The sequence below is a fragment of the Leucobacter triazinivorans genome (assembly GCF_004208635.1).
In the GTDB taxonomy this organism is placed as follows: Bacteria; Actinomycetota; Actinomycetes; order Actinomycetales; family Microbacteriaceae; genus Leucobacter; species Leucobacter triazinivorans.
This window is the reverse complement of the sequence record NZ_CP035806.1, coordinates 2,486,217-2,508,657: the sequence shown is the minus strand read 5'-3', so window position 1 is coordinate 2,508,657 and position 22,441 is coordinate 2,486,217. Positions and strand designations below refer to the sequence as shown.

Here is a 22,441-nt window from a genome sequence, read left to right as displayed (position 1 = left end):
GGGCCCTGCGCGCCGCACAGCACCGCGCAATCCGCGCAGCACGACCAGCACCGCGCAACCCATTCGCACCGCCACGAAACGTCGAAGAGAGCATGAACCAGATCTCCATCAACACCACAACCGCAGCCGCAGCCGCGCACGACACCGTCTACACCGCGCGCGCGCAACTGCGCGTGGCCCAGCCCATCGTCGACTTCGTCGAGCACGCCGCGGCCGCCCGCGGCCTCGACCTCGACGCGTTCTGGCGGGGCGCCGACGCGATCATCCACGATCTCTCCCCGAAGAACCGCGCGCTGCTTGCGCACCGCGATGAGCTGCAGGCCCGCATCGATGCCTGGCACCGCGAGCACCCGGGTCAGCCCGATCCCGACGCCTATCGCGCGTTCCTCCAGGAGATCGGCTACCTGGAGCCCGAGCCTGAGCCCTTCGCCGTCACCACCGCAGGGGTCGACGCCGAGATCGCAGAGATCGCCGGCCCGCAGCTCGTCGTGCCGCTCCTCAACGCGCGCTTCGCCCTCAACGCGGTGAACGCCCGCTGGGGGTCGCTCTACGACGCACTCTACGGCACCGACGCCATCGAGCGCACCGGAGAGCTCTCACCCGGCGAGCACTACAACGAGGCCCGCGGCGCAGCCGTGATCGAGCGCGGCCGCGAGTTGCTCGACCGCATCGCGCCGCTTGCGACGGGCTCGCACCGCGACGCGACGGCGTACCGAGTGAGAGACGGCGAACTGGTCGTGCACCTCCACGACGGCGCGACCACCGGGCTCGTCGCGCCCGAAGCCTTCGCCGGACACCGCGGCGGTGAAGAGCAGCCCGAGGCAGTACTGCTCGCGCACCACGGACTCCACGTGGAGATCGTCATCGACCCGAACGGCACGATCGGCAGCGGCGACGACGCGGGCGTTCAGGATCTGCTGCTCGAGTCGGCGCTCACCACCATCATGGACCTCGAGGACTCGGTCGCCGCGGTCGATGCCGACGACAAGGCGCTCGGGTACCGCAACTGGCTCGGGCTCATGGACGGCACCCTCTCGGAGCAGGTGAGCAAGAACGGCACCGTCTTCACCCGGACGATGCACCGGGACCGCGAGTACACCGCGCCGGACGGAAGCCCGCTCGCCCTGTCTGGCCGCTCGGTGCTGTTCGTGCGCAACGTCGGCCACCTCATGCGCACGGATGCCGTGCTCGACCGCGACGGGGCGGAGGTGCCCGAGGGCATCCTCGACGCCATCATGACCGTGCTGGGGTCGCTCGCAGATCTGACGGGCCCCGCGGCCGGCCGCAACTCGCGCACCGGCTCGATCTACATCGTCAAGCCCAAGATGCACGGACGCGACGAGGTCGCCTTCGCGGTCGAGCTGTTCGCGCGCGTCGAAGAGCTCTTCGGCCTGCCGGCGTGCACCGTGAAGATCGGCATCATGGATGAGGAGCGGCGCACCTCAGTGAATCTCGCGGCCTGCATCGAAGCGGCGCGCGAACGCGTCGTCTTCATCAACACCGGATTCCTCGACCGCACGGGCGACGAGATCCACACTTCCCTCTGGGCGGGGCCCATGCCGCCCAAGGCGGCGCTCCGCACGCGCCCCTGGCTCGGAGCCTACGAAAACCGCAACGTGGCCATCGGAGTGGACTGCGGCCTCGACGGGCGCGCGCAGATCGGCAAGGGGATGTGGGCGATGCCCGACCTCATGGGCGACATGCTCGAGCAGAAGATCGGCCACGTGCGCGCGGGCGCCTCGACCGCGTGGGTACCCTCACCGACTGCCGCCACCCTGCACGCGCTTCACTACCACCGGCGCGATGCGTTCGCGGAGCGCCGGGCGCTGCCCCCGCTGCCGCACAACAGCCTCGCCGAGTTGCTCCGCATCCCCCTCGCGGCCGACGGCGAGCTCTCCGCCCGGGCTGTGTCGACCGAGGTCGACAACTGCGTCCAGTCGATCCTCGGCTACGTCGTGCGCTGGATCGATCAGGGCATCGGCTGCTCCAAGGTGCCCGACATCAACGATGTCGCGCTCATGGAGGATCGCGCCACGCTGCGCATCTCGAGCCAGCTGCTCGCGAACTGGCTGGCGCACGGCGTGATCTCCGAGGCGCAAGTGGACGAGAGCCTGCTCCGGCTCGCCGCGGTCGTAGACCGGCAGAACGCCGCGGATTCGGCGTACGAGCCGCTGCTCGGCGAAGGGCCCGACGGGATCGCCTTTCAGGCGGCGCGACGCCTGATCGTCGAGGGGGCGGCGCAGCCGAACGGCTATACCGAGCCGCTGCTCCACGCTCTGCGGCGGGCCAAGAAGGACGCAGCCCGGCTCGCATGAACGCAGAAGCGCCCGCACCCGTTGAGGGGTGCGGGCGCTTCGCCGTTCGCGAGCCGCGACTCAGACCATCTTGGTGACCTGGTCGAAGCTGAGCTCGACCGGAGTCTCGCGCTCGAAGAGCGAGACGAGCACGGTGAGCTTGCCCGCGGCCGGGTTGATCTCGCTGATCGTGCCGGGCAGCCCCTCGAAGGAGCCGGACTTGATCGTGATGGTCTCGCCGATCTCGAAGTCGATCTCGACGTTGCCCTGCGCGGCCGCATTGGCGGCGGCCTTGCCCTTCGCGGTGGCGGCGGGCTCGAGTTCGACGGTGCTCTTGAGCATCTCGAAGGCCTCGTTGATGCGCAGCGGGACCGGGTTGTTGGCATTGCCCACGAAGCCGGTGACGCCCGGCGTGTGGCGCACGACCGACCAGGTGTGCTCCGTGAGGTTCATGCGCACCAGCACGTACCCGGGGATGCGCACGCGCGTCACCATCTTGCGCTGGCCGTTCTTGACCTCCATGACCTCTTCCATGGGGACCTGGATCTCGTAAATGTCGTCGACCGCGCCCATCGTCTCGCGACGGTTCCAGAGGTTCGACTTCACCTTGCGCTCGTAGCCGGCGTAGGTGTGGATCACGAACCACTTGCCGGGACGACGGCGCAGATCCTTCTTGAACGCCTTGTAGGGATCCTCGGCGGTCTCGGCCTCCTCCTCGACCTCCTCGTCGACGATCGCGCTCGCGGCCGCTGCGGCCTCCTCGGCGCTGTCGATCTCGAGCGCGTCCTCCACTGCGGCATCGGCGACCGGGTCGACCGACTGCACCAGCGCGTCGAGAGCCGACTCGAGATCGGCCTCGGGGGTGTTGCTGTTCTCGCTGGTCATCTGCACTTGCTTTCCTTGATTCGGGATCTGGATCGGGCTCGTCGGTCGAGGATCAGCCGAGCGGCGTTCCGAAGATGAAGACGGTGACGAAGCCGAACACCTGATCGAGCGCCCAGACGAGGGCCATCATGATGATCACGAAGGCGATCACCACCAGGGTGTAGTTGATGAGCTCCTTGCGAGTCGGCGTGACGACCTTCTTGAGCTCGGCGATCACCTGCTGCACGAAGAGGACGATCCGGCTGAACCAGTTGCGCTTCGCCTCGCGGTCGGCTTTGGCGCGCTCGACCAGTCCGCCGCTCTCCTCGACCTCGCTGCTGCTCACTCGCACGTCCTTTCAATTGACCCGCCCGGTGCACGAGCACCGGGCGGGATCTGCAGGGCGGACAGGACTCGAACCTGCAACCTGCGGTTTTGGAGACCGCTGCGCTACCAATTGCGCCACCGCCCTATGGAGATCTTGCGACTTTCGACCTCACCCTTTCGGGCATAGAAAATTTTGGTGAAAGTCAATCACCGCGAGCTACTCTACGCGATCCGCCGACGCTTGTCTAACCGGCGAGCGCCCCGGGAGAGGGGATTCGGACGGCCGACAGCGGCCAGCGCTGGGTGGGATCATACGAAATGCCGGTTGTCCGGGGCGACCCGACACATCCAGAGCACTGCACCGACACACCCTTCGCCATCGCAACCGGCTTTCGCGCGCCAGGAGATGTCACCAAACCCGTCGGGAGACCGCAACAACTGGCGCGCGTAGCCTGGGGTACGTCGGATGAGGAATCGCGCACTCGTATCTCTCCCCCGCGCCGACGAGCGTTCTGAGGCCACCGGGCATCGTTCGGCGCTGCAATCGCCGTGCAGCGGCTAGGCTTGAGGTGTGACCAACATCTCCCGTCTTTCGAAGAAGATCGCCGCTATCGCCGAGTCCGCGACGCTCAAGGTCGACGCGAAGGCCAAGGCACTCCAGGCCGAGGGCCGTCCCGTGATCAGCTACGCCGCGGGCGAGCCCGATTTCTCCACGCCCGAGCACATCGTCGCCGCGGCGCGCGATGCGCTCGACGATCCCAAGAACTTCCGGTACACCGCCGCGACCGGCCTGCCCGAGCTGCGCGAGGCCATCGCCGCGAAGACGGCGCGCGATTCGGGCTGGGCCATTCCGGCCGCTCAGGTGATCGTGACCAACGGCGGCAAGCAGGCCGTCTACCAGTCCTTCCAGGTGCTGCTGGATCCGGGCGACGAGGTGATCGTGCCCTCTCCCTTCTGGACCACCTATCCCGAGGCGATCCAGCTCGCCGACGGCGTGCCCGTCGAGGTGTTCGCCGGGTCCGACCACGGATACAAGGTGACGGTCGAGCAGCTCGAAGCGGCCCGCACCGAGCGCACGAAGGTGCTGCTCTTCGTGTCGCCGTCCAACCCGACGGGCGCGGTGTACTCCCCCGAGGAGACACGCGCGATCGGCGAGTGGGCCGAGGCCAACGGCCTCTGGGTCGTCGCCGACGAGATCTACCAGAATCTCGTCTACGACGGTGTGCGGGCGGTGTCGATCGTCGAGGCCGTGCCGGCGCTGCAGGATCGCACGATCCTCGTCAACGGGGTCGCGAAGACCTACGCGATGACGGGATGGCGCCTGGGCTGGATGGCCGGTCCGGCCGACGTGATCAAGGGCGCGGCGAACCTGCAGTCGCACCTCTGCTCGAACGTCAACAACATCGCGCAGCGCGCGGCGATCGCGGCGCTGAACGGCCCGCAGGAGCCGATCGAGGAGATGCGGCTGGCCTTCGACCGCCGCCGCAAGCTGATCGTGGAGGAGCTGAACCGAGTTCCCGGCTTCGTCTGCCCCACCCCCGAGGGCGCCTTCTACGCCTACGTCGACGTCGCGGGCGCGCTCGGCAAGACCTACCGCGGGGTCACCCCCGCCACCTCGCTCGAACTGGCCGACCTCATCCTCTCCGAGGCCGAGGTCGCCGCGGTTCCCGGCGAGGCCTTCGGCCCCTCCGGCTACCTGCGCTTCAGCTACGCGCTCGGCGACGACGCGCTGATCGAGGGCGTGCGCCGCATCCAGGCGCTGCTCTCGGAGTAGGCTCCGGGCGCCGCGGGGAGCCGGTCGGGATCGCGGGATCCCGACCGGCTTCTCGCTTCGGCCGCCGAGCATCGCGCCGCCAACGATCACGGGGCCGGGGATCGCGGTGCCGCGCTCGCGGCTCAGATCGCGCGCAGCACCTGGTCGAGCACCCGCTCCACCGGCTGCTCGGGGCGGAAGAGCAACCAGTCGAGGCAGGCCCCGGCGAGGGCGCCGAAGAAGGCCGCCCCGGCCGTCTCGGTGATCTCCTCGGCGGCACGAGAGGCCTCTGCGGCGCTCGCCGGACCCTCGCCCCGCGACGCCCGGGCGTCGCGCAGCACGTCGCGGAACCGCACCACCACCGAGGATCGAGCCAGCTCCATGGCCTCCGCCCACGGACGGTCCGTGCGAAACACTTCCGAGGCCATGAGCTTCGCCAGGTCGAGGTTGCCTCGCAGCGTCTCGAGCGTCGCGGCGGCGACCGCACGGGGCGCCTCAGCAGGATCCACCTGGTCGCGGGCCGCGTCGATCGCGTCCCCGAGCCGCTCGAACCCGTCCCGGATCACCTGCTCGAAGAGCGCATCCTTCGAGGCGAAGTTGTAGTAGAGGCTGCCCTTTGCCACGCCCGCAGCCTCGGCGATCTGATCCATCGAGGCGCCGCTGATCCCGTGCTGCGCCGCGACGCGCACCGCCGCGTCGGTGATGAGCTGCTTCGTACTTCCCCGTGCCATGGTCCTATCCTCTCGCGTTCCGGCCCGTCCCGCCGCGTCCGCACCCGACTCTGCCCTGCCGTGCGCGCCGCCCCCGAAGTGGGAGTCGCGTTCTGCCGCATTGGCGTGCGGGATGCGGCAGAACGCGACTCCCACTTCGGGCGCGGCGCAGCGCGGCGCAGGGCGGGCCACCGCCGCGGCCCGCGGATCCCGCACCCGCAGCGCCCGCACCCGCACCCGCAGCGCCAGCGCCCGCGCCCCGCGCTCAGATCGCGAGCTCGGGGTGCAGCCGCGGGATCGTCCACACCTTCTGGCGCCGAGCGGCCACCGCGCTGATCGCGAGCGAACCGAGCAGCACCGCCAGCATCACCGCGAGCGAGATCCAGAACCGCCCGTCGAGGCCGCCTCCGATCAGCTGCCGCAGGCCGTCCACCACGTACGAGGCGGGCATGAAGGGGTGCAGCGCCTGGAAGAACCCGGGGGTGGTCTCGACCGGGTAGGTGCCGCCCGACGAGGACAGCATGAGCATGAGCAGCACGAGGCTCACCACACGGCCGGTCGCGGTGCCGAGCAGCACGATGAACATCTGCTGCAGCGCCAGGAACGCGAGGGTGACGAGCAGCATGAACGCCGCCATGCCCATCCAGTGCGCGGGCCGCATGCCGATCCCGAACACCAGCACGAGCATCATGATGACCACCTGCCCCACGCCGATGAGTGCGGCCGGCCGGAACCCGGTGAGCACCGAGCGCAGCCCCGAGGCGTTCGAGGCGAGCGGCCGACGCGGTAGCGGGCGCAGGATCAGCCAGGTGATGAGCGCCCCGACGAACGAGGCGAGCGCGATGAAGAAGGGGGCGAAGCCCTCGCCGAACCCCTGCACCCCGTTCTCGGTGGTCTCGGCGAGTTGCACCGGGGCGGCCAGGGTCTCGGCGATCCCGACGCGCTGACCGGGCGCGAACGCGGGCGCCTCGTCCGCACCCTCGGCGAGTCGCTCGGCGAAGGCGCCGGCCCCGTCGCTCACCTCGCCGGCGCCCGCCGCGAGCTCGCCCGACTTCTCGCTCGCCCGCTGCGCGCCGTCGTCGAGTCGGGCCGCGCCCGCGACGAGATCACCGGCACCTGCCGCGAGCCGATCCGCACCGTCGGCCGCCGTGGCGACGCCGCCCGCGAGCGTGCCGCTCCCGTCGGCCACGCTCCGCGCGCCGGCGGAGAGCGAGGCGGCTCCCTCCGCGAGCCTGCCGCTGCCCGCGTGCGCGGATCCGGTCTGCTCGTGGAGCATGCCGGCTCCCGCCGACACCTGCGACGCCCCCGTCGCGAGCTCCTCCGCGCTGCTGCTGAGGTCCCCGAGAGCTCCCGCGATCCGGTCGGCCCCGTCCACGAGCTGCGCGGCGCTCTCGGAGGCCGTCCGGGTCGAGGACTCGAGCGTCGCCGCGCCGTCGGCGAGCGTCGCCGCACCGTCGCGCAGCGTCGAGGCGCCGGAACTCACCTCGGCCGCCCCGTCGGAGACGCCCTGGATCGAGGTGCCCTGGGCCTGCAGCGCGGCATCGAGCTGAGCGAGCGTCATCTCGGGGTGCGCGGCCGCCATCTGCGCGATGCTCGCGATCCCGGCCGAGACCTGCGCCGCGCCGTCGCCGAGCGTCTCCGACCCCGCTGAGAGGTCTGCGGCACCCGCGCTGGTGGCGGCAGCGCCGTCCGCGAGATGCCCGAGGCCCTCCGAGAGCGTCGACATCCCGGCGGCGAGCTCGCCCGCACCGGTCCCGAGGCCGGCTGCGCCGTCGGCGACCCCGCGGGTGCCGTCGGCCACGGTCGCGGTGCCGTTCGAGACTCGCGCCGCACCGTCGTCCAGCAGACCGAGACCGTCGCGCAGTTCTCCCGACTTCGTCGCGGCCTCTCCGGCACCGGCGGCGAGCGCGCCGCTCCCCTCGGCGAGCCGGGCGCTGCCCGAGCGAGCCTCGTCGAGCCCGTCGGCGAGCCGGCTCGTGCCGCTCGTGAGCTCTGGCGCCTGCGCCACCAGCCGAGAGGTGCCGTCGGCGAGCTCGCCGAGGCCCGTGCTCAGCGCGGAGCTCCCGTCGGCCACGGCCGAGGCGCCCGCATCGAGCGTGCCGGCCGCCTCGGCCGCGTCGCGCGTGCCGTCGCTCAAGCGTTCGATGCCGACCAGCACCTGATCGGCGGCCGTGCGCGTCGCCGTCTCGCCCACCGCGTCGCGCAGTTGCACCATCGCCTGCTTCCCGAGCGTCGACGCGAGGAAGGAGTTGTTGTCGTTGTAGACGACCGCGATCTCGCCGGCCTTCGGGTCCTCCTGCAGGCCGGCGAGCGTGCTCGAGAAGTCGCGCGGGATCGTGACCGAGAAGTAGACCTCGCCGTCGGCGACCGACCGCGCGGCCTCGGCGGCATCGAGCTGTCGCCAGTCGAGCTCGCGCCTCACCTCGAGCTGCTCGACCACCTCGTCCCCGGCGGCGAGCGTGTCGCCCTCGGGCGTCTCGGCCGGCGCATCGAGGTTGACGATGGCGACGGGAAGCTTGTCCATGTTGTCCGTCGGGGCCCAGAACGCCCATAGATAGAGTGCGCCGTAGATGAGCGGGATGACGAGCAGCACGGCGAGGGCGATCTTGGGCATCGTGCCCCGACGGAAGCGCGCGAGCTCGGTGCTGCGTGTGAAGAGCGACATGGTGTTTCCTTCGAACGCGGGGTTCAGAGTGCGATGAGAGCCGGACGGTGCCCGGCGAAGCGGTGCAGATCGCCGGGGTCGCTCGTGGCGACGACGATCCGGGTGCCGCGGTCGGCGAGCGCGTTGAGCCGCTCGGCCACGATCGCGCGCTCCGCGGGATCGCGGAGCGCGTCGAAATCGTCGATCGCTAGCAGCTCGGGCCGTTCGATGAGGGCGAGCGAGATACGCACGAGCATCTCCTCCGCCGGATCGAGCTCGCGCACGAGGGTGTCGGGATCCGGCTGCTCGTACTCGCCGAACGCCTCGCCGAGCAGCTCGCTCGCGAGCTCCGGGGTGATTCGCGGTGTGCGGCGGTACCAGGGCATCGCCCAGGCGAGGCGCTCGCGCAGCGTGGCTCCGAGGGTCACGGCGGGCTCGAGCGCGTCGATCTCCGCGAAGCCGGCGATGCCGGTGCGGCGCCGGATCTCGGCGGGCTTCGCCGCACCGAGCGCGACGAGCGACCCCTCGCTCAGCCGCATGCGCCCCGTGATGGCGAGCAGCAGCGAGGTGCGGCCGGTGCCGCGGGATCCCCGCACGACGGTCACGGGGCGGTCGCTCATCGCGGTGAGCGGGCCGAACACCGGGCCGCGCGGCCCGGTGACGGCGGCGTCGCGCACGTCGATCGCGGGGCCGGATGCGGTGCGCCCTCCGGCGACGGCCCGCCCCGCGGGCGAGCGCTCGTCGCCCCGGCCGGCGTCGCCCCGGTCGGCGTCGCCCCGGTCGGCGTCGCTCCGGTCGAGCAGGTCGTCGATTCCGAGCACCTCGGTGCTCGCGGCTTCCCGTGCGCCGGTGAGTGCAGCAGTGCTCACGTTGTCCTCGCGGTTCTCGTCGATGTTCTTAAACTGACTAGTCAGTCTAAAGCGGACACGAGGGATCGTCAAGCTCCGCTTCGCTCCGAGCGCCTGGCCCACGCTCCGCGCTCCGCGCGTCGCCTGCCCGCAGAGGCGCGGATCGCTCACCGGACGACGCGAAGCGTCGGCCCGCGATCCGCGCTGCCGCCACCGCGGCAGGCAGCGGCATCGCCGCGCGAAGCTCCGCTTCGCCCCGAGCGGCTGGCCGGGGAATAGTCCGCGCCCGCGGGCGTTAAACTACATGCAAGCGCATATAATTACCGTGAAGCGCATCACCATCGCACTCGCTGCAGAACGGAGCACACCATGGAATTCGGGATCTTCTCGGTCAGCGACGTCACCCGAGACCCCGTCGCCGACGAGACCCCCAGCGAGGCCGAGCGCATCCAGGGGCTCGCCCGCATCGCCGTGCACGCCGAGGAGGTGGGCCTCGACGTCTTCGCCATCGGCGAGCATCACAATCCACCCTTCTTCTCATCGAGCCCCACCACCTTCCTCGCCTATATCGCGGCGCAGACGACGACGCTCAAGCTCTCCACCAGCACCACGCTCATCACCACGAACGATCCCGTGCGCATCGCCGAGGAGTACGCGATGCTGCAGCACCTGGCGCAGGGCCGCATGGACCTGATGCTCGGCCGCGGCAATACCGCACCCGTCTACCCCTGGTTCGGCAAGGACATCCGCAGCGCGCTCCCCCTCGCGCTCGACAACTACAACCTGCTGCACCGTCTGTGGCGCGAGGACGTCGTCGACTACGACGGCAACTTTCGCACCCCGCTGCAGGGCTTCACCAGCACTCCGCGCCCCCTCGACGACGTGCCGCCGTTCGTGTGGCACGGGTCGATCCGCACGCCGGAGATCGCCGAGCAGGCCGCCTACTACGGCGACGGCTTCTTCGCCAACCACTTGTTCGCGCCCTCCGAGCACTTCCTGCGCCTGGTGCGTTTCTACCGCGAGCGCTACGAGCATTACGGCCACGGCACGCAACAGCAGGCGATCGTGGGTCTGGGCGGCCAGGCGTTCATCGCGAAGCGGTCGCAGGACGCCGTGGATCGCTTCCGCCCGTACTTCGACGAGGCGCCCGTCTACGGTCACGGTCCCCGGCTCGAGGATTTCACCAGCCAGACGCCACTCACCGTCGGCAGCCCGCAGGAGGTCATCGACAAGACCCTCGGCTTCCGCGAGGTCTTCGGCGACTACCAGCGCCAGATGTTCCTCGTCGACCACGCGGGGCTCCCCCTCAAGACGGTGCTCGAGCAGCTCGATCTGCTGGGCGAGGAGGTGATCCCGGTGCTGCGCCGCGAGATGGCGAAGGATCGGGATCCCGAGGTGCCCGAGAGCCCCACCCACGCCTCACTCGTGCGGGCCAAGTACGGCGACGAGCCGCCGCGCCAGCCGCGCCCGCGGGCGAACCGCGGTGATAACGTGACGGGCGGATCCCCCTACCTCGATTCATCGCCGAAGAGCGGCGCGGCCTTCGGGCTCTGACCCCGCTGCGGCGCCACTCGCGCGCCCCGGATCGCACACGCTTCGCAACCAGAAGGAATGACCATGAACGCACGCACCGACCTCAGGCTCGCCAACGAGGCCTGGGAAGCGGTCATGACCGCCCACGCCGCGCTCATGAGCGGCTTCGCCGCGGAGGACATGTGGAGCGAGGTCGGCATGCGCGAGTACGACGTGCTCTACACCCTCGCGAAGGGCGACGAGCCGATGCGGATCTGCGAGATCCAGGACGGCGTGCTGCTCAGTCAGCCGGCGCTCTCGCGCATGGTCGACCGACTGGCGGGGCGCGGCCTGGTGCGCCGCGAGGCAGACGCCGAGGACGGGCGGGCGGTGCGCGTGTCGCTCACCGATGCCGGCGCGCGCATCCAGCGCGAGGTGGGACGCGCGCACGCGAAGAGCGTGGGCCGCGAGCTCGGATCCGCGCTCAGCGCCGACGAGATGCGGGAGCTCCAGCGCCTCTGCCGCAAGCTCGTCGCGTAGACGGGTTTCTCCCGCTGGATCCTGCGACTCCGGCTCGTTCCTCGCCTCCGCGCAGGATGACAGGAGCCTCGCCGCTCGAGATCCCAACCCGGTCATCCTGCGCGGAGTGAGCGCAGCGAACGCAGCCGCAGGATCCACACCCGAGGATCCTGCGACACCCCACGATCAGATCACTCTCGAGAAAGCACGACAGCACATGAACGCACCATTCGACGGAGCCGCTCAGCGCACGACCGCGGAGCCGGGGCAGCCCGCACCGCCCCGCACCCTCGCGGTGATCACCGCCGGCACGAGCGATCCCTCCACGACCACGATGCTCGCGACCCGGGTCGCAGACCGCGCCGTCGCGCTGGCAGCACGGCGCGGCTTCGAACTGGGCGTGCGCCTCATCGATCTCCGGGCCCTGGCCGCGGACATCACGACCGCCCTCGTCGCGCAGCACGTCTCGCCCGAGCTGCAGCGCGCGAGCGACACGCTGCGCGACGCCGACGCGCTCGTCGCGTCGACTCCGGTCTACAAGGCCGGACCCAGCGGCCTGTTCACGTCCTTCTTCCAGGTGCTCGACAACGACCTGCTCATCGGCACTCCCGTCGCGCTGGCCGCGACCGCGGGCAGCGCGCGCCACGCGCTCGTGGTCGACGAGCAGTTGCGCGGCCTCTTCGCCTACCTGCGCACGGTCACGGCGCCCACGTCGCTCTTCGCGGCCCCCGAAGATTGGAACGACCGCGGCTTCGGCGGGCGGATCGAGCGCGCGGCCGGCGAGCTCGTGGCGCTCGTGGCCGGAGGCTTCCGCACGGCGGTGCGCGGCGATGCGTGGGGCAGCTACCAGCACTCCTACGGCAGCGCTGGCGGCGCCGAGCTCGGCATCGACCTCGACTCCGACCTCATGCGCCTCGCGACCGGCGGCCGCTAGGCCGACCGAGCCCCGGGCCCCGCAGCACCTGCACCCCGCCGCACCCGGGCCCCCGCAGCACCCGGGCCTCGCAGCACCTGCACCGCACGGCACCCGGGCCCCCGCAGCCCGCATCCCGCCGCACGCAGCACGCAGCCCGCGGCACGCGCGAAGTGGGAGTCCCGTTCTGCCGCATCCGTCGGAACGATGCGGCAGAACGGGACTCCCACTTCGAAGCGACCGGCGCGACCGGCGCGACCGGCGCGACCGGCGGCCCCGCGCGCCGAACGGGGTGGCCTGTGCCCGCCGTCGGCGCGCGGCTTCACGCGCCGACCGCAGGGCCTACGCGCCGGTGGTGTACCCGTCGGCCACGTCGAGCGCCGCGTCGATGATGTCGAGGCCACGCACCAGCTCGTCCTCGCCGATCACCAGCGGCGGGGCGATCTGCAGGCGGTTGAAGTGCACGAACGGGAACAGTCCCCCGGCCTTGCAGGCCGCGACCACCGCGTTCATCGGCGCGGCCGCCTCGCCGGCGGCGTTGTACGGCACGAGCGGCTCGCGGGTCTCGCGATCCAGCACCAGATCCATCGCCCAGAACAGTCCGAGACCGCGGAACTCCCCGACCGACGGGTGCTTGGCGGCGAGCTCGGCCAGGCGCGGTGCGATGACGCGCGAGCCGAGATCCCGCACCCGCTCGAGGATCCCCTCCTCCTCGAAGATGTCGAAGGTCGCGACGCCCGCGGCGCACGCCAGCGGGTGGCCCGAGTAGGTGAGCCCGCCCGGGAAGGCCCGGTCGCCGAAGGTGTTGTGGATCGCCTCTGAGATGACGACGCCGCCGAGCGGCACGTAGCCGGAGTTGACGCCCTTCGCGAAGGTCACCAGATCGGGCTGCACATCGAAGCCCTGGTAGGCGAACCACTCCCCGGTGCGGCCGAAGCCCACCATGACCTCGTCGGCGATCATCACGATGCCGTACCTGTCACAGAGCGCGCGCACGCCGGCCAGGTAGCCGGGCGTCGGCACGAGCACGCCGTTGGTGCCGGTGACGGTCTCGAGAATGATCGCCGCGATGGTGTCGGGACCCTCGAGCTGGATGGTGTGCTCGAGGTGCGCGAGCGCGCGCTCCGTCTCCTGCTCGGGGCTCTCCGAGAAGAATTCGGAGCGGTACGGGTAGGGCCCGAAGAAGTGCACCACGCCGGCGTCGAGCACGCCGTTCGCCCAGCGGCGCGGATCGCCGGTCGCCGTGATGGCCGTCGCCGTCGAGCCGTGGTACGAGCGGTAGCGCGCGAGCACCTTCTGCCGGCCGGTGTGGTGGCGTGCCATGCGCACCGCATACTCGTTGGCCTCGGCGCCGCCGTTGGTGAAGAACACCGAGCGCGCGCCATCGAAGGAGTGCTCGACGATGCGCTTGGCGAGCTCGCCGCGCACGTCGTTGGCGATGGACGGCTGGATCGTCGCGAGGCGACCGGCCTGCTCCTGGATCGCGCGCACGAGGCCCGGGTGCTGGTGACCCAGGTTCAGGTTGACGAGCTGCGAGGAGAAGTCCAGGAACTCGTTGCCGTCGTAGTCCCAGAAGCGCGCGCCCTCGCCCTTGGCGATGGGCAGCGGATCGATCTTGTTCTGCGCCGACCAGGAGTGGAAGACGTACTGTCGGTCGTTCGCGCGCACCTCGCGCTGAGCGTCGGAGTCGCCGAAGCTCTGCTCGGCGCCGTTCAGGTCGATGAAGTCGGTCATGCGGTCATTCTCTCTCGTGTGTCAGGATCTGTGCGGCCCGGCGGCCGGAGGTGCGGAGCGCGGCGGAGCCGGGATCCGCTGGTGCGGAGCGCGGCGGAGCCGGGATCCGCTGGTGCGGAGCGCGGCGGAGCCGGGATCCGCTGGTGCGGATCTCGACTCCGCTCGATCGGCGGCGCGAACCGCGCGACCGGTGGGGTGAACCGCTCGATCGGCGGAACGCCCCCGCTCGATCGGAGCGATCGGCGGAGCGGCCCGCCGATCGCTCCGATCGCGGAGGAGGATCAGCTGTTGCTGGGGAAGCCGAGGTCGACCTTCGACTGCTCGGGCTTGGGCCAGCGCGTGGTGACCACCTTGGAGCGGGTGTAGAAGTGAACCGACTCGGGGCCGTAGATGTGCGCGTCGCCGAAGAGCGAGTCCTTCCAGCCGCCGAACGAGAACGAGCCGACCGGCACGGGGATCGGCACGTTGATCCCGACCATGCCCGCCTCGACCTCGAACTCGAACTGGCGGGCGACGCCGCCGTCGCGGGTGAAGATCGCGGTGCCGTTGCCGAACTGGTGCTCGTTGATGAGCTGCACGCCCTCTTCGTAGGTGTCGACGCGCACCACCGCGAGCACCGGGCCGAAGATCTCCTCGCGGTAGACCTTGCTGTCGGTCTTGACGTGGTCGATCAGCGAGACGCCGGTGAAGAAGCCGTCGCCCTCGAACTGCGCCTCGCGGCCGTCCACGACCACGGTCGCGCCCTCGGCCTCGGCTCCTGCGACGTACGACTCCACGCGCTCCTTCGCCTCTCGCGTGATGAGCGGACCCATCTCGGAGGCGGGATCCGTGCCGTCGCCGATCGTGAGGTCGGCCATGCGGTCGGCGATCTTCTGCACGAGCTCGTCGCCCACGCCGCCGACGGCCACTACGACCGAGACCGCCATGCAGCGCTCGCCGGCCGAGCCGTACGCGGCCGAGACCGCGGCGTCGGCCGCACCGTTCAGGTCGGCGTCGGGCATGACGATCATGTGGTTCTTCGCGCCGCCGAGCGCCTGCACGCGCTTGCCGTTGGCGGCCGCCCGCTCGTAGATGTACTTGGCGATGGGAGTGGAGCCGACGAAGCTGATGGCCTTGACGTCGCGGCTGTCGAGCAGGGTGTCGACCGCCACCTTGTCGCCGTTGACGACGTTGAGCACGCCGTCGGGCAGCCCGGCCTCGCGGAAGAGATCGGCGATGAAGATCGATGCGGAGGGATCGCGCTCGGAGGGCTTGAGCACGACCGTGTTGCCGCACGCGATCGCGCTGGCGATCATCCAGAGCGGCACCATGACCGGGAAGTTGAACGGGGTGATCGCCGCGACCACGCCCACCGGCTGCTTGATCGAGTGCACGTCGACGCCGGTCGAGACCTGCTCGTCGCGCTCGCCCTTCAGCAGGTGCAGCAGGCCCGAGGCGAACTCGACGTTCTCGAGCCCGCGCGCGATCTCGCCGGCGGCGTCCGAGAGCACCTTGCCGTGCTCGCTCGTGACGATGGCGGCGAGCTCGGGGGTGCGCTGCTTGAGCAGCTGGCGCAGGTTGAAGAAGACGTCGGCGCGCTTGGTGAGGCTCGTCTTGCGCCACGCCGGCAGTGCCGCCTTCGCAGCGGCGATGGCCTCCTCGACCGTCGCGACCGACGCGATCGCCAGCTCGTGCTGCTGCTCGCCAGTCGCCGGGTTGTAGACCGGCTGGGTGCGCTCGGCCGCGGTGATCTTCTCTCCGCCGATGACGTGAGGGATGAGTGCCATCCGATAGTCCTCTCAAATCGATCAATATGTTCGGGATCGCTGAAGCGCGATGCCTCCCAGTATTTCAACGGATTCACGGCATCACCACCGGCACAGTATCGCGAACTTCCACGTTTCCCGTACACTGTGTATGGACGCTGTCGAACCGCGGCACCAGGGACGGCTGCGCCGGGAACCGCCGCACCGGGGCAGCCGCACCGAGAGACCGCATGGAGGGCAACCGCATGGATCACGCGCCGGGCGCCTTCTCGGTGAGCGACGCCCTCGAACTGCCCGAGGTGCTGGCCGGATCCCCCGAGCTCATCGCGGGATCGCTCGGCCTCGGCCGGTCGATCCGCTGGGCCCACGTGGTCGCGGGCACCGGAGCCGCGCAGCTGCTCGACGGCGGCGAGCTCGTGCTCACCACCGGCGCGGGGTGGCCCCGCGACACCGCCGAGCTGGACGGCCTCGCGCGCCGGCTCGCCGAGGCCGACCCGGCGGCCGTGATCCTCGAGCTGGGCCGCAACTTCGATGCCGCGCCCGCACCGCTCGCCGCGGCGTGCGAGGCGCACGGCATCCCGCTCATCGCCCTGCACCGCGAGGTGCGCTTCGTGCAGATCACCCAGCGCATCCATCAGCGGGTGCTCGCCGACCAGCACGAGGCGCTCGCCGCCCGCGCCGAGGTGCACACGATGCTCACGGAGCTGGGCCTCAATCGCAGCCCCGTCGACTACGTCGTCGAGCGCCTCGCCGACACCCTCGATGCGACGGTCGTGCTCGAGGACTCGGCACGGCGCGTCGTCGCGTGGTCGGGTCCGGACGACGCCGACAGCGCGCTCGCGCACTGGGGCGCGACGGCGCAGCAGCCTCCCGCTCCCGCGGACTGGGATCGCGTGCCGGTCGAAGCGCAGGGCCGGCGCTGGGGCCGCCTCACCGCGCTGCCGGGTCCGCCGCATCCCGCGGGGCGTCGCACGGTGCTCGAGCTCGGAGCCTTCGCGCTCGCGCTCGGTCGCCTCGCCGACCCGGAGGGCGAGCAGTGGCTCGAACTCGGCTCGAAGCGCCTGTTCGACGTGCTGCTCGGCGGCCGCTACCGCAGGGCCGACGAACTGGCGGTGCAGCTCGCGGCGGGCGGCCTGCCGGTGGAGGGCCGCACCCTGCTGGGGGCCACGCTGCGGGGAATCGGCGACTTCGACTCGACTCACGGGCACGACGCCCCGCTCGAGCGCGCGATCCTCGAGACCGCGCTGCGCCGCGCCGTGGCGCCGGAGGGGCGGGTGATCCTCGCTCCCGATACCGCAGATTCCGGCAGCCCGATGGGCCGCGCAGGGATCGGCGACGACGGCGGCCCGGTGCTGCTCGCCCTGCTCTCGTTCTCCCACGACGACCCCCGCATCGCCGGCACGGGCGAGGCGGTGCCGCCGCTCGCGGTGCGGCTCGCGCACGAGCTCGACATGCTGCTCCCCGAGACGACGCCGGCGGTCTGGCGCGCGCATCTCGGCATGGGCGCCTCCGGCACCCGCGTGCGCTCCCTCATCACCTCGCTCGAGCAGGTGCGCGCGGCCGGTGTGCTGGATCCCGCGGCGCGCACCGGGCGCGTGAGCGTGCAGCAGGCCGAACGGCAGCCGCTCGCCTACCTGGTGCGCGGGCTGTCGGCCGCGCCGGAGGTGCAGGAGTTCGCGGCCGAGGCGCTCGCGCCGCTGCTCGAGCACGACGCCGCGAGCGGCCCCGGGCACAGCGGCGACCTGCTGCTCGTGCTGCGCGCCTACCTGGAGCACCCGACGAACCGCTCGCTCGCGGCCCGACGCGCCAGGCTCTCGCGCTCGGTCTTCTACCAGCGCCTGGCGCTCATCGAGGAGCTGCTGGGGGTCGACCTCGCCGACGGCAGCGTGATCGCGACGCTCGCCGTCGCCCTGCTCGCGAAGGGCTGACCCGGGATCGGTCGTTGTCAGAGGTTCGCAGTAGAACTCAATTCATGAGTTCATCTGACCCCCTCGGCCGTGGCAATCGCCCGGCCGGTCGAACTCCCGGCGCTATTCCGTCCACAGGCTCGGGTAGTCGTGACCGAGCTCGATCACGAGCCGCCGCAGTGCCGGCAGCGACAGGCCGATCACGCAGCTCGGAGCGCCCTCGACGCGCTCGATGAACGCACCGGCGAGCCCGTCGATCGCGAACCCTCCGGCCAGCTCCAGGGGCTCGCCCGTCGCCACGTAGGCCGCCAGCTCGGCGTCGCCGAGGTCGGCCGAGAGCGTCACGAGCGCCGTGTCCACGGCGCCGGCGGCCGCGCGGACCTCGCCGCCGGTGTGATCGACGAGCCAGTGGCCGGAGTGCAGGGCACCCGTGCTCCCGCGGTGCCGCCGGGCCCGCTCGAGCGCCACCTGCGGCTCGTGCGGCTTGCCCAGGATCTCGCCGTCGAGCAGGAACATGGAATCGCCGCCGAGCACGAGTCCGTCGATCTCGTGCCCGTGCCGGCGCACAACGTCCTCGGCCTTGAGCCGCCCGAGGTACTCGGTGAGCTCCGGGGCCGCGAGCGGTCGGCCCAGCTCGGCCTCGCGCGCCGTGACCGCCGCCTCCTCGTCGACCTGCGGGGCGATGCAGATCGGCTCGATCCCGGCTCCGCGGAGCACGGAGAGGCGGGCCGGCGACGTGGAGGCGAGGTACAGACGCATGGGGCCGAGTCTACGCGGGATCGGCGCCCCACCCCGCCGGGTCTGGTGCCGCGTCGGAGCGAGTGGGATGATGGGGGGATGGGGCATCTCATCTACGCAGCATCGGTCGAGTATCCGGTCGAGGATCGCACGCTGGCGCACCTCAAGGTGGCGGTCGGCATGAAGCTGCGCCGCCAGGAGAGCTTCTTCCTGAGCTGGACCAATCCGGTCGAGCGCGGCAGCGGCCGGGTCTCGCTCTGGCTCTCGCCCGCGATCCCGCTCATCTTCCGCTTCTCCGGCAGCCGAACGCCCGAGCTCAACGAGACGTGGATTGACGTGCTCGGCGAACTCTCCCACACGCCGCGCGGCTTGATCCTCATCACCGAGAAGGAAGCCGAGACCTACGCGGCGCAGCGCTCCGCGGGCTGATCCGCCCACCATCGTCCACGCACCCCTGAGGAGGCATCCCGTGGGATACCTGCACTACGGCCCGTCGCAGATCTTCCGCTTCGACGACCGCGCGCTCACCCATCTGCGCACGGTCGTCATGACGAAGCTGCTGCAGCAGGAGAGCCTGCTCTTCACCTGGAACGACGCCGGCATCCAGCGCAGCATCTGGCTGCAGCCCTCGATCCCCCTGCAGTTCGAGTTCGAATCGGCCGACACGCCGACGCTCAACCGCGCCTGGATCGAGGAGCTGACCGCGGCGGCCAACGCCCCCGCCGGCCTGCGCCTCCTGCCCGAACCGCCTGATCAGGACCATCAGTGATCTCGCGCGGCGCCCGTTCTACACCGCCCGGCGCCGCCCTCGCAAGCCCCTTACCGCCCGCGTTCGGCACGCCGTACCGTTGACGCCAGAAAGACGGATCCTCCGTCCCGAAGGTAAGGAGTTCTCATGGGCATCCTCGCATTTCTGATTCTCGGACTCATCGCCGGCGCCATCGCGAAGGCGATCCTTCCCGGCCGCCAGGGCGGCGGCTGGATCGCCACGCTGCTCCTCGGCGTCGTGGGGGCGATCGTGGGCGGATGGCTCGGCTCGCTCCTGTTCGGGGCCGACATCGGCGCGTTCTTCTCGCTCGAGACCTGGCTGCTCGCCATCGGCGGATCCATCCTGGTCCTGCTCATCTACGGGCTCATCGTGGGGCGCAGCCGACGCGACGCCTGACATCGCGGGCCCGGTTCGCCGAGCAGGGCGCGCCGCGCGGCGGCGGTCCCACGGGCCATCGAACGCCCGAGGCCGGCGGCTCCCCCGAAGGGGGCCGCCGGCCTCGGCGCGGTCACCGGCGGGGCCGGTGCGAGGTCACGTCGTGATGTAGCCGTTCGGGTTGAGCACGTACTTCTTCGCGGCACCCTGGTCGAACTCGGCGTACCCGCGCGGAGCGTCCTCCAGCGAGATCGGCGTAGCCCGCACGGCCTTCGCGATCTGCACCTTGTCGTGCAGGATCGCCTGCATGAGCCGGCGGTTGTACCGCATCACGGGGCACTGCCCCGTGGTGAACGACAGCGACTTCGCCCACCCCAGGCCGAGGCGGATCGAGAGCGAGCCCTCCTTCGCCGCCGCGTCGACACCGCCGGGATCGCCCGTCACGTAGAGCCCTGGAATGCCGAGCGCGCCGCCCGCCTCCGTGAGGTCCATCAGCGAGTTCAGCACGGTCGCGGGAGCCTCCTGCGCGGCATCCGCTCCGTGCCCCCGGGCTTCGAAGCCGACGGCGTCGACCCCGCACTCCACCTCCGGCACGCCGAGGATCTGCTCGATCTGATCCCGCGGATCCCCCTGGGAGACGTCGACGGTCTCGCACCCGAACGAGCGCGCCTGGGCGAGTCGATCCTCGTTGAGATCCCCCACGATCACGCACGCGGCGCCCAGCAGCTGCGCGCCCACCGCCGCCGCGATGCCCACCGGGCCGGCCCCCGCGATGTAGACCGTCGAGCCCGGTCCGACCCCGGCCGTGTAGGCGCCGTGGAAGCCCGTCGGGAAGATGTCGGAGAGCATCGTCAGGTCGAGGATCTTCTCCAGGGCCTGATCCCGGTCCGGAAACTTCAGCAGGTTCCAATCGGCGTAGGGCACCAGCACGAACTCGGCCTGTCCGCCGACCCAGCCGCCCATGTCGACGTAGCCGTAGGCGCTGCCGGGCCGATCCGGGTTGACGTTGAGGCAGATCCCGGTCTTGCCCTCCTTGCAGTTGCGGCAGCGTCCGCACGCGATGTTGAAGGGCACCGAGACGATATCGCCGACCTTGATGAACTCGACGTCGGGCCCGACCTCGACCACCTCGCCCGTGATCTCATGCCCGAGGACGAGCCCCTCGGGAGCCGTGGTGCGGCCGCGCACCATGTGCTGATCCGAACCGCAGATGTTCGTGGCCACCGTGCGCAGGATCGCGCCGTGCGGCACCTTGCGGCCCACGTTGGCCGGATTCACCCCCGGGCCGTCCTTCAGCTCGAACTCGGGATAGGGGGTGTCGATCACCTCCACCACACCGGGACCCTGGTATGCGACTGCTCTGTTTCCAGACATCTTCGTCCTTTCCGACAGGTGGCCGACCGTGCCACGTCCCCCGAGTATCGATGAACCTGGAACCCGGTTCAATTACTCCGGCGACGGGCAGAAGCCATACCTTCGAGTAGCCGTCTTCGGGTAGGCTGCCGCTATGCCGGACCAGGTGCCGACCGAGGGGCTGCTGCGCGAACTCGCAGACGTGCTCGCCGCGCCGCTCGGCGCGATCCTGCCCGGGCTCTCCCGCCTCCTCGCGCCGATCGTGCCGCACTCCGGCATGGTCATGCTGACCGCCGACGTGAGCGGCGGGCGGCTGCAGGGCTGCGGGGATCCCACGTTCGTCAGCGGCGTGCGCGGCCTCGACCTCGAGCGGCTGCGCCGGGGCACCTCCGAGGTCGAGACCGTGCGCCGCACCCACATCGACACCGGAGACCGCAGACGTCCGGCGCTGCAGGTGGTCGCCCGCAACGGCGCCCTGCTCGTGCTGGCCGACCCGAGCCCCCTCGAGAACACCGGCCTGGTGCTCGACGTCTGGAACATCGTCTCGCTGCACGTGCAGGAACGCGCCGATGAGGCGAGGCCCGACTATCTGCAGCACGCGCGCTCGACATCGGGGGCGCGCCTGAAGGCGCTCGCCGAGCTGGCGGACGAGTACGCGACGACGCTGGAGGCGCTGCTCACGGCACTCCGCTCGCGCAAGCTCTCCGATTCCGAGGCGAGGGCGGCGGGGATCGCGCGCGCCGCCGACGGGCTCGTCCGCTTGCGGGCCGTGACCGACGAGGTGCGGACACTGACCGAGGAGCCCGTCGGCGTGGCCTTCGACCGCCTCAAGCAGGATCTGCTCTCCGCCGTGCGCCTGCGCGATCTCGAGCTGCAGTTCGGCGATCCCCCGTCCGACGGCCGCCCGCTTCCCGACGAGGTCGCGAGAGGCGCTCGTGCCGTCGCACGACGCGTCGTGCTCAGCCGCATCGACATCCCCGAGGTGACCCGGATCCGGGTGCAGTGGAACTGCGACGGCGTCCATCTGCTCATGTCGGTGCGCGACGACGGCCCCGGGGATCCGGCCGATGCCGAGATGCTCCGCCGCGCCACGCGCCGGCGCATCGACTCGCTCAACGGACGCCTCTCCGTAGACGCGACGCCCGGTTGGGGCACCGAGCTCTCGGCGGTCCTCCCGCTCGACCCGCCGCGGGCGCACCTGTCCTCGTCGGCGATCTCTCGCCTGCGGCCGCGAGAGGTGCAGGTGGCCGAGCTGCTCGTCGCCGGATCCGGCAACCGCGCGATCGGCGACCGTCTCGGCGTGAGCGAGAACACGGTGAAGTTCCACGTCTCACGGATCCTGCGCGCGCTCGGGGTCGCCTCGCGCAGCCAGGCGATCGCGGCGCTGCTCGCCGAGCAGCGCTCCTGAGGCCGAGCCACGGGTCACGGATCGCGGG

General features: G+C 71.0%; 19 protein-coding genes and 1 tRNA gene. 10 read left to right on the top strand and 10 right to left on the bottom strand.

Features of this window, described 5'->3' with window-relative positions:
- The first annotated feature begins 92 nt into the window (after window positions 1-92).
- Entirely contained in the window at window positions 93-2,315 is a 2,223-nt protein-coding gene (locus EVS81_RS11375) for a malate synthase G (RefSeq protein ID WP_130110492.1), read from the top strand.
- A gap of 60 nt (window positions 2,316-2,375) precedes the next feature.
- On the opposite strand, the gene nusG is transcribed toward EVS81_RS11375, so the two are convergent.
- The 3 genes from nusG to EVS81_RS11360 form a co-directional block, all read right to left on the bottom strand.
- On the bottom strand, window positions 2,376-3,179 hold the full coding sequence (nusG, locus tag EVS81_RS11370; protein ID WP_130110491.1) for a transcription termination/antitermination protein NusG: 804 nt from the start codon (window positions 3,177-3,179) through the stop codon (window positions 2,376-2,378).
- Window positions 3,180-3,231: 52 nt separating this feature from the next.
- On the bottom strand, window positions 3,232-3,504 hold the full coding sequence (gene secE / locus EVS81_RS11365) for a preprotein translocase subunit SecE (protein ID WP_130110490.1): 273 nt from the start codon (window positions 3,502-3,504) through the stop codon (window positions 3,232-3,234).
- A gap of 53 nt (window positions 3,505-3,557) precedes the next feature.
- A tRNA-Trp gene (locus EVS81_RS11360) sits at window positions 3,558-3,630 on the bottom strand.
- A 426-nt stretch (window positions 3,631-4,056) separates the two neighbouring features.
- Between EVS81_RS11360 and EVS81_RS11355 the strand changes: the two genes are divergently transcribed.
- Complete coding sequence (locus tag EVS81_RS11355; RefSeq protein WP_130110489.1) at window positions 4,057-5,259, top strand: pyridoxal phosphate-dependent aminotransferase; 1,203 nt, start codon at window positions 4,057-4,059, stop codon at window positions 5,257-5,259.
- 122 nt (window positions 5,260-5,381) lie between these two features.
- On the opposite strand, the gene EVS81_RS11350 is transcribed toward EVS81_RS11355, so the two are convergent.
- The 3 genes from EVS81_RS11350 to EVS81_RS11340 form a co-directional block, all read right to left on the bottom strand.
- On the bottom strand, window positions 5,382-5,969 hold the full coding sequence (locus tag EVS81_RS11350; RefSeq protein ID WP_130110488.1) for a TetR/AcrR family transcriptional regulator: 588 nt from the start codon (window positions 5,967-5,969) through the stop codon (window positions 5,382-5,384).
- Window positions 5,970-6,213: 244 nt separating this feature from the next.
- Window positions 6,214-8,613 (bottom strand): YhgE/Pip domain-containing protein, encoded by a 2,400-nt coding sequence (locus EVS81_RS11345; RefSeq protein ID WP_130110487.1) that lies wholly within the window; start codon window positions 8,611-8,613, stop codon window positions 6,214-6,216.
- 23 nt (window positions 8,614-8,636) lie between these two features.
- On the bottom strand, window positions 8,637-9,461 hold the full coding sequence (locus tag EVS81_RS11340) for a hypothetical protein (RefSeq protein WP_205879326.1): 825 nt from the start codon (window positions 9,459-9,461) through the stop codon (window positions 8,637-8,639).
- A 348-nt stretch (window positions 9,462-9,809) separates the two neighbouring features.
- On the opposite strand from EVS81_RS11340, the gene EVS81_RS11335 reads away from it, so the two are divergent.
- The 3 genes from EVS81_RS11335 to EVS81_RS11325 all read left to right on the top strand — a co-directional run bounded on the left by EVS81_RS11335 (window position 9,810) and on the right by EVS81_RS11325 (window position 12,405).
- Window positions 9,810-10,994, top strand: coding sequence for a CE1758 family FMN-dependent luciferase-like monooxygenase (locus tag EVS81_RS11335; protein ID WP_130110486.1), 1,185 nt, complete (start codon window positions 9,810-9,812; stop codon window positions 10,992-10,994).
- A gap of 63 nt (window positions 10,995-11,057) precedes the next feature.
- A complete protein-coding gene (locus EVS81_RS11330) occupies window positions 11,058-11,492 on the top strand; it encodes a MarR family winged helix-turn-helix transcriptional regulator (protein ID WP_240739821.1) in 435 nt (144 codons plus the stop codon).
- A gap of 106 nt (window positions 11,493-11,598) precedes the next feature.
- A complete protein-coding gene (locus EVS81_RS11325; protein ID WP_338034592.1) occupies window positions 11,599-12,405 on the top strand; it encodes a CE1759 family FMN reductase in 807 nt (268 codons plus the stop codon).
- A 321-nt stretch (window positions 12,406-12,726) separates the two neighbouring features.
- Here EVS81_RS11325 and EVS81_RS11320 read toward each other — a convergent pair whose 3' ends face one another.
- Both EVS81_RS11320 and EVS81_RS11315 read right to left on the bottom strand, forming a co-directional pair.
- Window positions 12,727-14,118, bottom strand: a complete 1,392-nt coding sequence (locus tag EVS81_RS11320; RefSeq protein ID WP_130110484.1) for an aspartate aminotransferase family protein — start codon at window positions 14,116-14,118, stop codon at window positions 12,727-12,729.
- A gap of 281 nt (window positions 14,119-14,399) precedes the next feature.
- Complete coding sequence (locus tag EVS81_RS11315) at window positions 14,400-15,884, bottom strand: CoA-acylating methylmalonate-semialdehyde dehydrogenase (protein WP_130110483.1); 1,485 nt, start codon at window positions 15,882-15,884, stop codon at window positions 14,400-14,402.
- 224 nt (window positions 15,885-16,108) lie between these two features.
- On the opposite strand from EVS81_RS11315, the gene EVS81_RS11310 reads away from it, so the two are divergent.
- On the top strand, window positions 16,109-17,791 hold the full coding sequence (locus EVS81_RS11310) for a PucR family transcriptional regulator (protein WP_130110482.1): 1,683 nt from the start codon (window positions 16,109-16,111) through the stop codon (window positions 17,789-17,791).
- 102 nt (window positions 17,792-17,893) lie between these two features.
- Here EVS81_RS11310 and EVS81_RS11305 read toward each other — a convergent pair whose 3' ends face one another.
- Entirely contained in the window at window positions 17,894-18,529 is a 636-nt protein-coding gene (locus EVS81_RS11305; protein ID WP_130110481.1) for a Maf family protein, read from the bottom strand.
- A gap of 78 nt (window positions 18,530-18,607) precedes the next feature.
- On the opposite strand from EVS81_RS11305, the gene EVS81_RS11300 reads away from it, so the two are divergent.
- The 3 genes from EVS81_RS11300 (at window position 18,608) to EVS81_RS11290 (ending at window position 19,673) form a co-directional block, all read left to right on the top strand.
- Window positions 18,608-18,937 (top strand): DUF7882 family protein, encoded by a 330-nt coding sequence (locus EVS81_RS11300; RefSeq protein WP_130110480.1) that lies wholly within the window; start codon window positions 18,608-18,610, stop codon window positions 18,935-18,937.
- Between the two features lie 40 nt (window positions 18,938-18,977).
- Window positions 18,978-19,277, top strand: a complete 300-nt coding sequence (locus EVS81_RS11295) for a DUF7882 family protein (RefSeq protein ID WP_130110479.1) — start codon at window positions 18,978-18,980, stop codon at window positions 19,275-19,277.
- A 126-nt stretch (window positions 19,278-19,403) separates the two neighbouring features.
- Window positions 19,404-19,673 carry a GlsB/YeaQ/YmgE family stress response membrane protein gene (locus EVS81_RS11290; protein WP_130110478.1) on the top strand — a complete coding sequence of 90 codons (270 nt, stop codon included), beginning with the start codon at window positions 19,404-19,406 and terminating at the stop codon, window positions 19,671-19,673.
- Between the two features lie 135 nt (window positions 19,674-19,808).
- Here EVS81_RS11290 and fdhA read toward each other — a convergent pair whose 3' ends face one another.
- Window positions 19,809-21,026, bottom strand: a complete 1,218-nt coding sequence (gene fdhA / locus EVS81_RS11285) for a formaldehyde dehydrogenase, glutathione-independent (RefSeq protein WP_130110477.1) — start codon at window positions 21,024-21,026, stop codon at window positions 19,809-19,811.
- 133 nt (window positions 21,027-21,159) lie between these two features.
- Here fdhA and EVS81_RS11280 point away from each other — a divergent pair, with 133 nt between their 5' ends.
- Window positions 21,160-22,413 (top strand): helix-turn-helix transcriptional regulator, encoded by a 1,254-nt coding sequence (locus EVS81_RS11280; RefSeq protein ID WP_240739820.1) that lies wholly within the window; start codon window positions 21,160-21,162, stop codon window positions 22,411-22,413.
- Window positions 22,414-22,441 lie beyond the last annotated feature (28 nt).

Excerpts from the sequence above, each read along its gene's own strand:
- EVS81_RS11375 (WP_130110492.1), top strand. The coding sequence starts at position 93 with ATGAACCAGATCTCCATCAACACCACAACCGCAGCCGCAGCCGCGCAC.
- nusG (WP_130110491.1), bottom strand. The coding sequence starts at position 3,179 with ATGACCAGCGAGAACAGCAACACCCCCGAGGCCGATCTCGAGTCGGCT.
- EVS81_RS11350 (WP_130110488.1), bottom strand. The coding sequence starts at position 5,969 with ATGGCACGGGGAAGTACGAAGCAGCTCATCACCGACGCGGCGGTGCGC.
- EVS81_RS11345 (WP_130110487.1), bottom strand. The coding sequence starts at position 8,613 with ATGTCGCTCTTCACACGCAGCACCGAGCTCGCGCGCTTCCGTCGGGGC.
- EVS81_RS11335 (WP_130110486.1), top strand. The coding sequence starts at position 9,810 with ATGGAATTCGGGATCTTCTCGGTCAGCGACGTCACCCGAGACCCCGTC.
- EVS81_RS11330 (WP_240739821.1), top strand. The coding sequence starts at position 11,058 with ATGAACGCACGCACCGACCTCAGGCTCGCCAACGAGGCCTGGGAAGCG.
- EVS81_RS11320 (WP_130110484.1), bottom strand. The coding sequence starts at position 14,118 with ATGACCGACTTCATCGACCTGAACGGCGCCGAGCAGAGCTTCGGCGAC.
- EVS81_RS11315 (WP_130110483.1), bottom strand. The coding sequence starts at position 15,884 with ATGGCACTCATCCCTCACGTCATCGGCGGAGAGAAGATCACCGCGGCC.
- EVS81_RS11310 (WP_130110482.1), top strand. The coding sequence starts at position 16,109 with ATGGATCACGCGCCGGGCGCCTTCTCGGTGAGCGACGCCCTCGAACTG.
- EVS81_RS11305 (WP_130110481.1), bottom strand. The coding sequence starts at position 18,529 with ATGCGTCTGTACCTCGCCTCCACGTCGCCGGCCCGCCTCTCCGTGCTC.
- EVS81_RS11300 (WP_130110480.1), top strand. The coding sequence starts at position 18,608 with ATGGGGCATCTCATCTACGCAGCATCGGTCGAGTATCCGGTCGAGGAT.
- EVS81_RS11290 (WP_130110478.1), top strand. The coding sequence starts at position 19,404 with ATGGGCATCCTCGCATTTCTGATTCTCGGACTCATCGCCGGCGCCATC.
- fdhA (WP_130110477.1), bottom strand. The coding sequence starts at position 21,026 with ATGTCTGGAAACAGAGCAGTCGCATACCAGGGTCCCGGTGTGGTGGAG.
- EVS81_RS11280 (WP_240739820.1), top strand. The coding sequence starts at position 21,160 with ATGCCGGACCAGGTGCCGACCGAGGGGCTGCTGCGCGAACTCGCAGAC.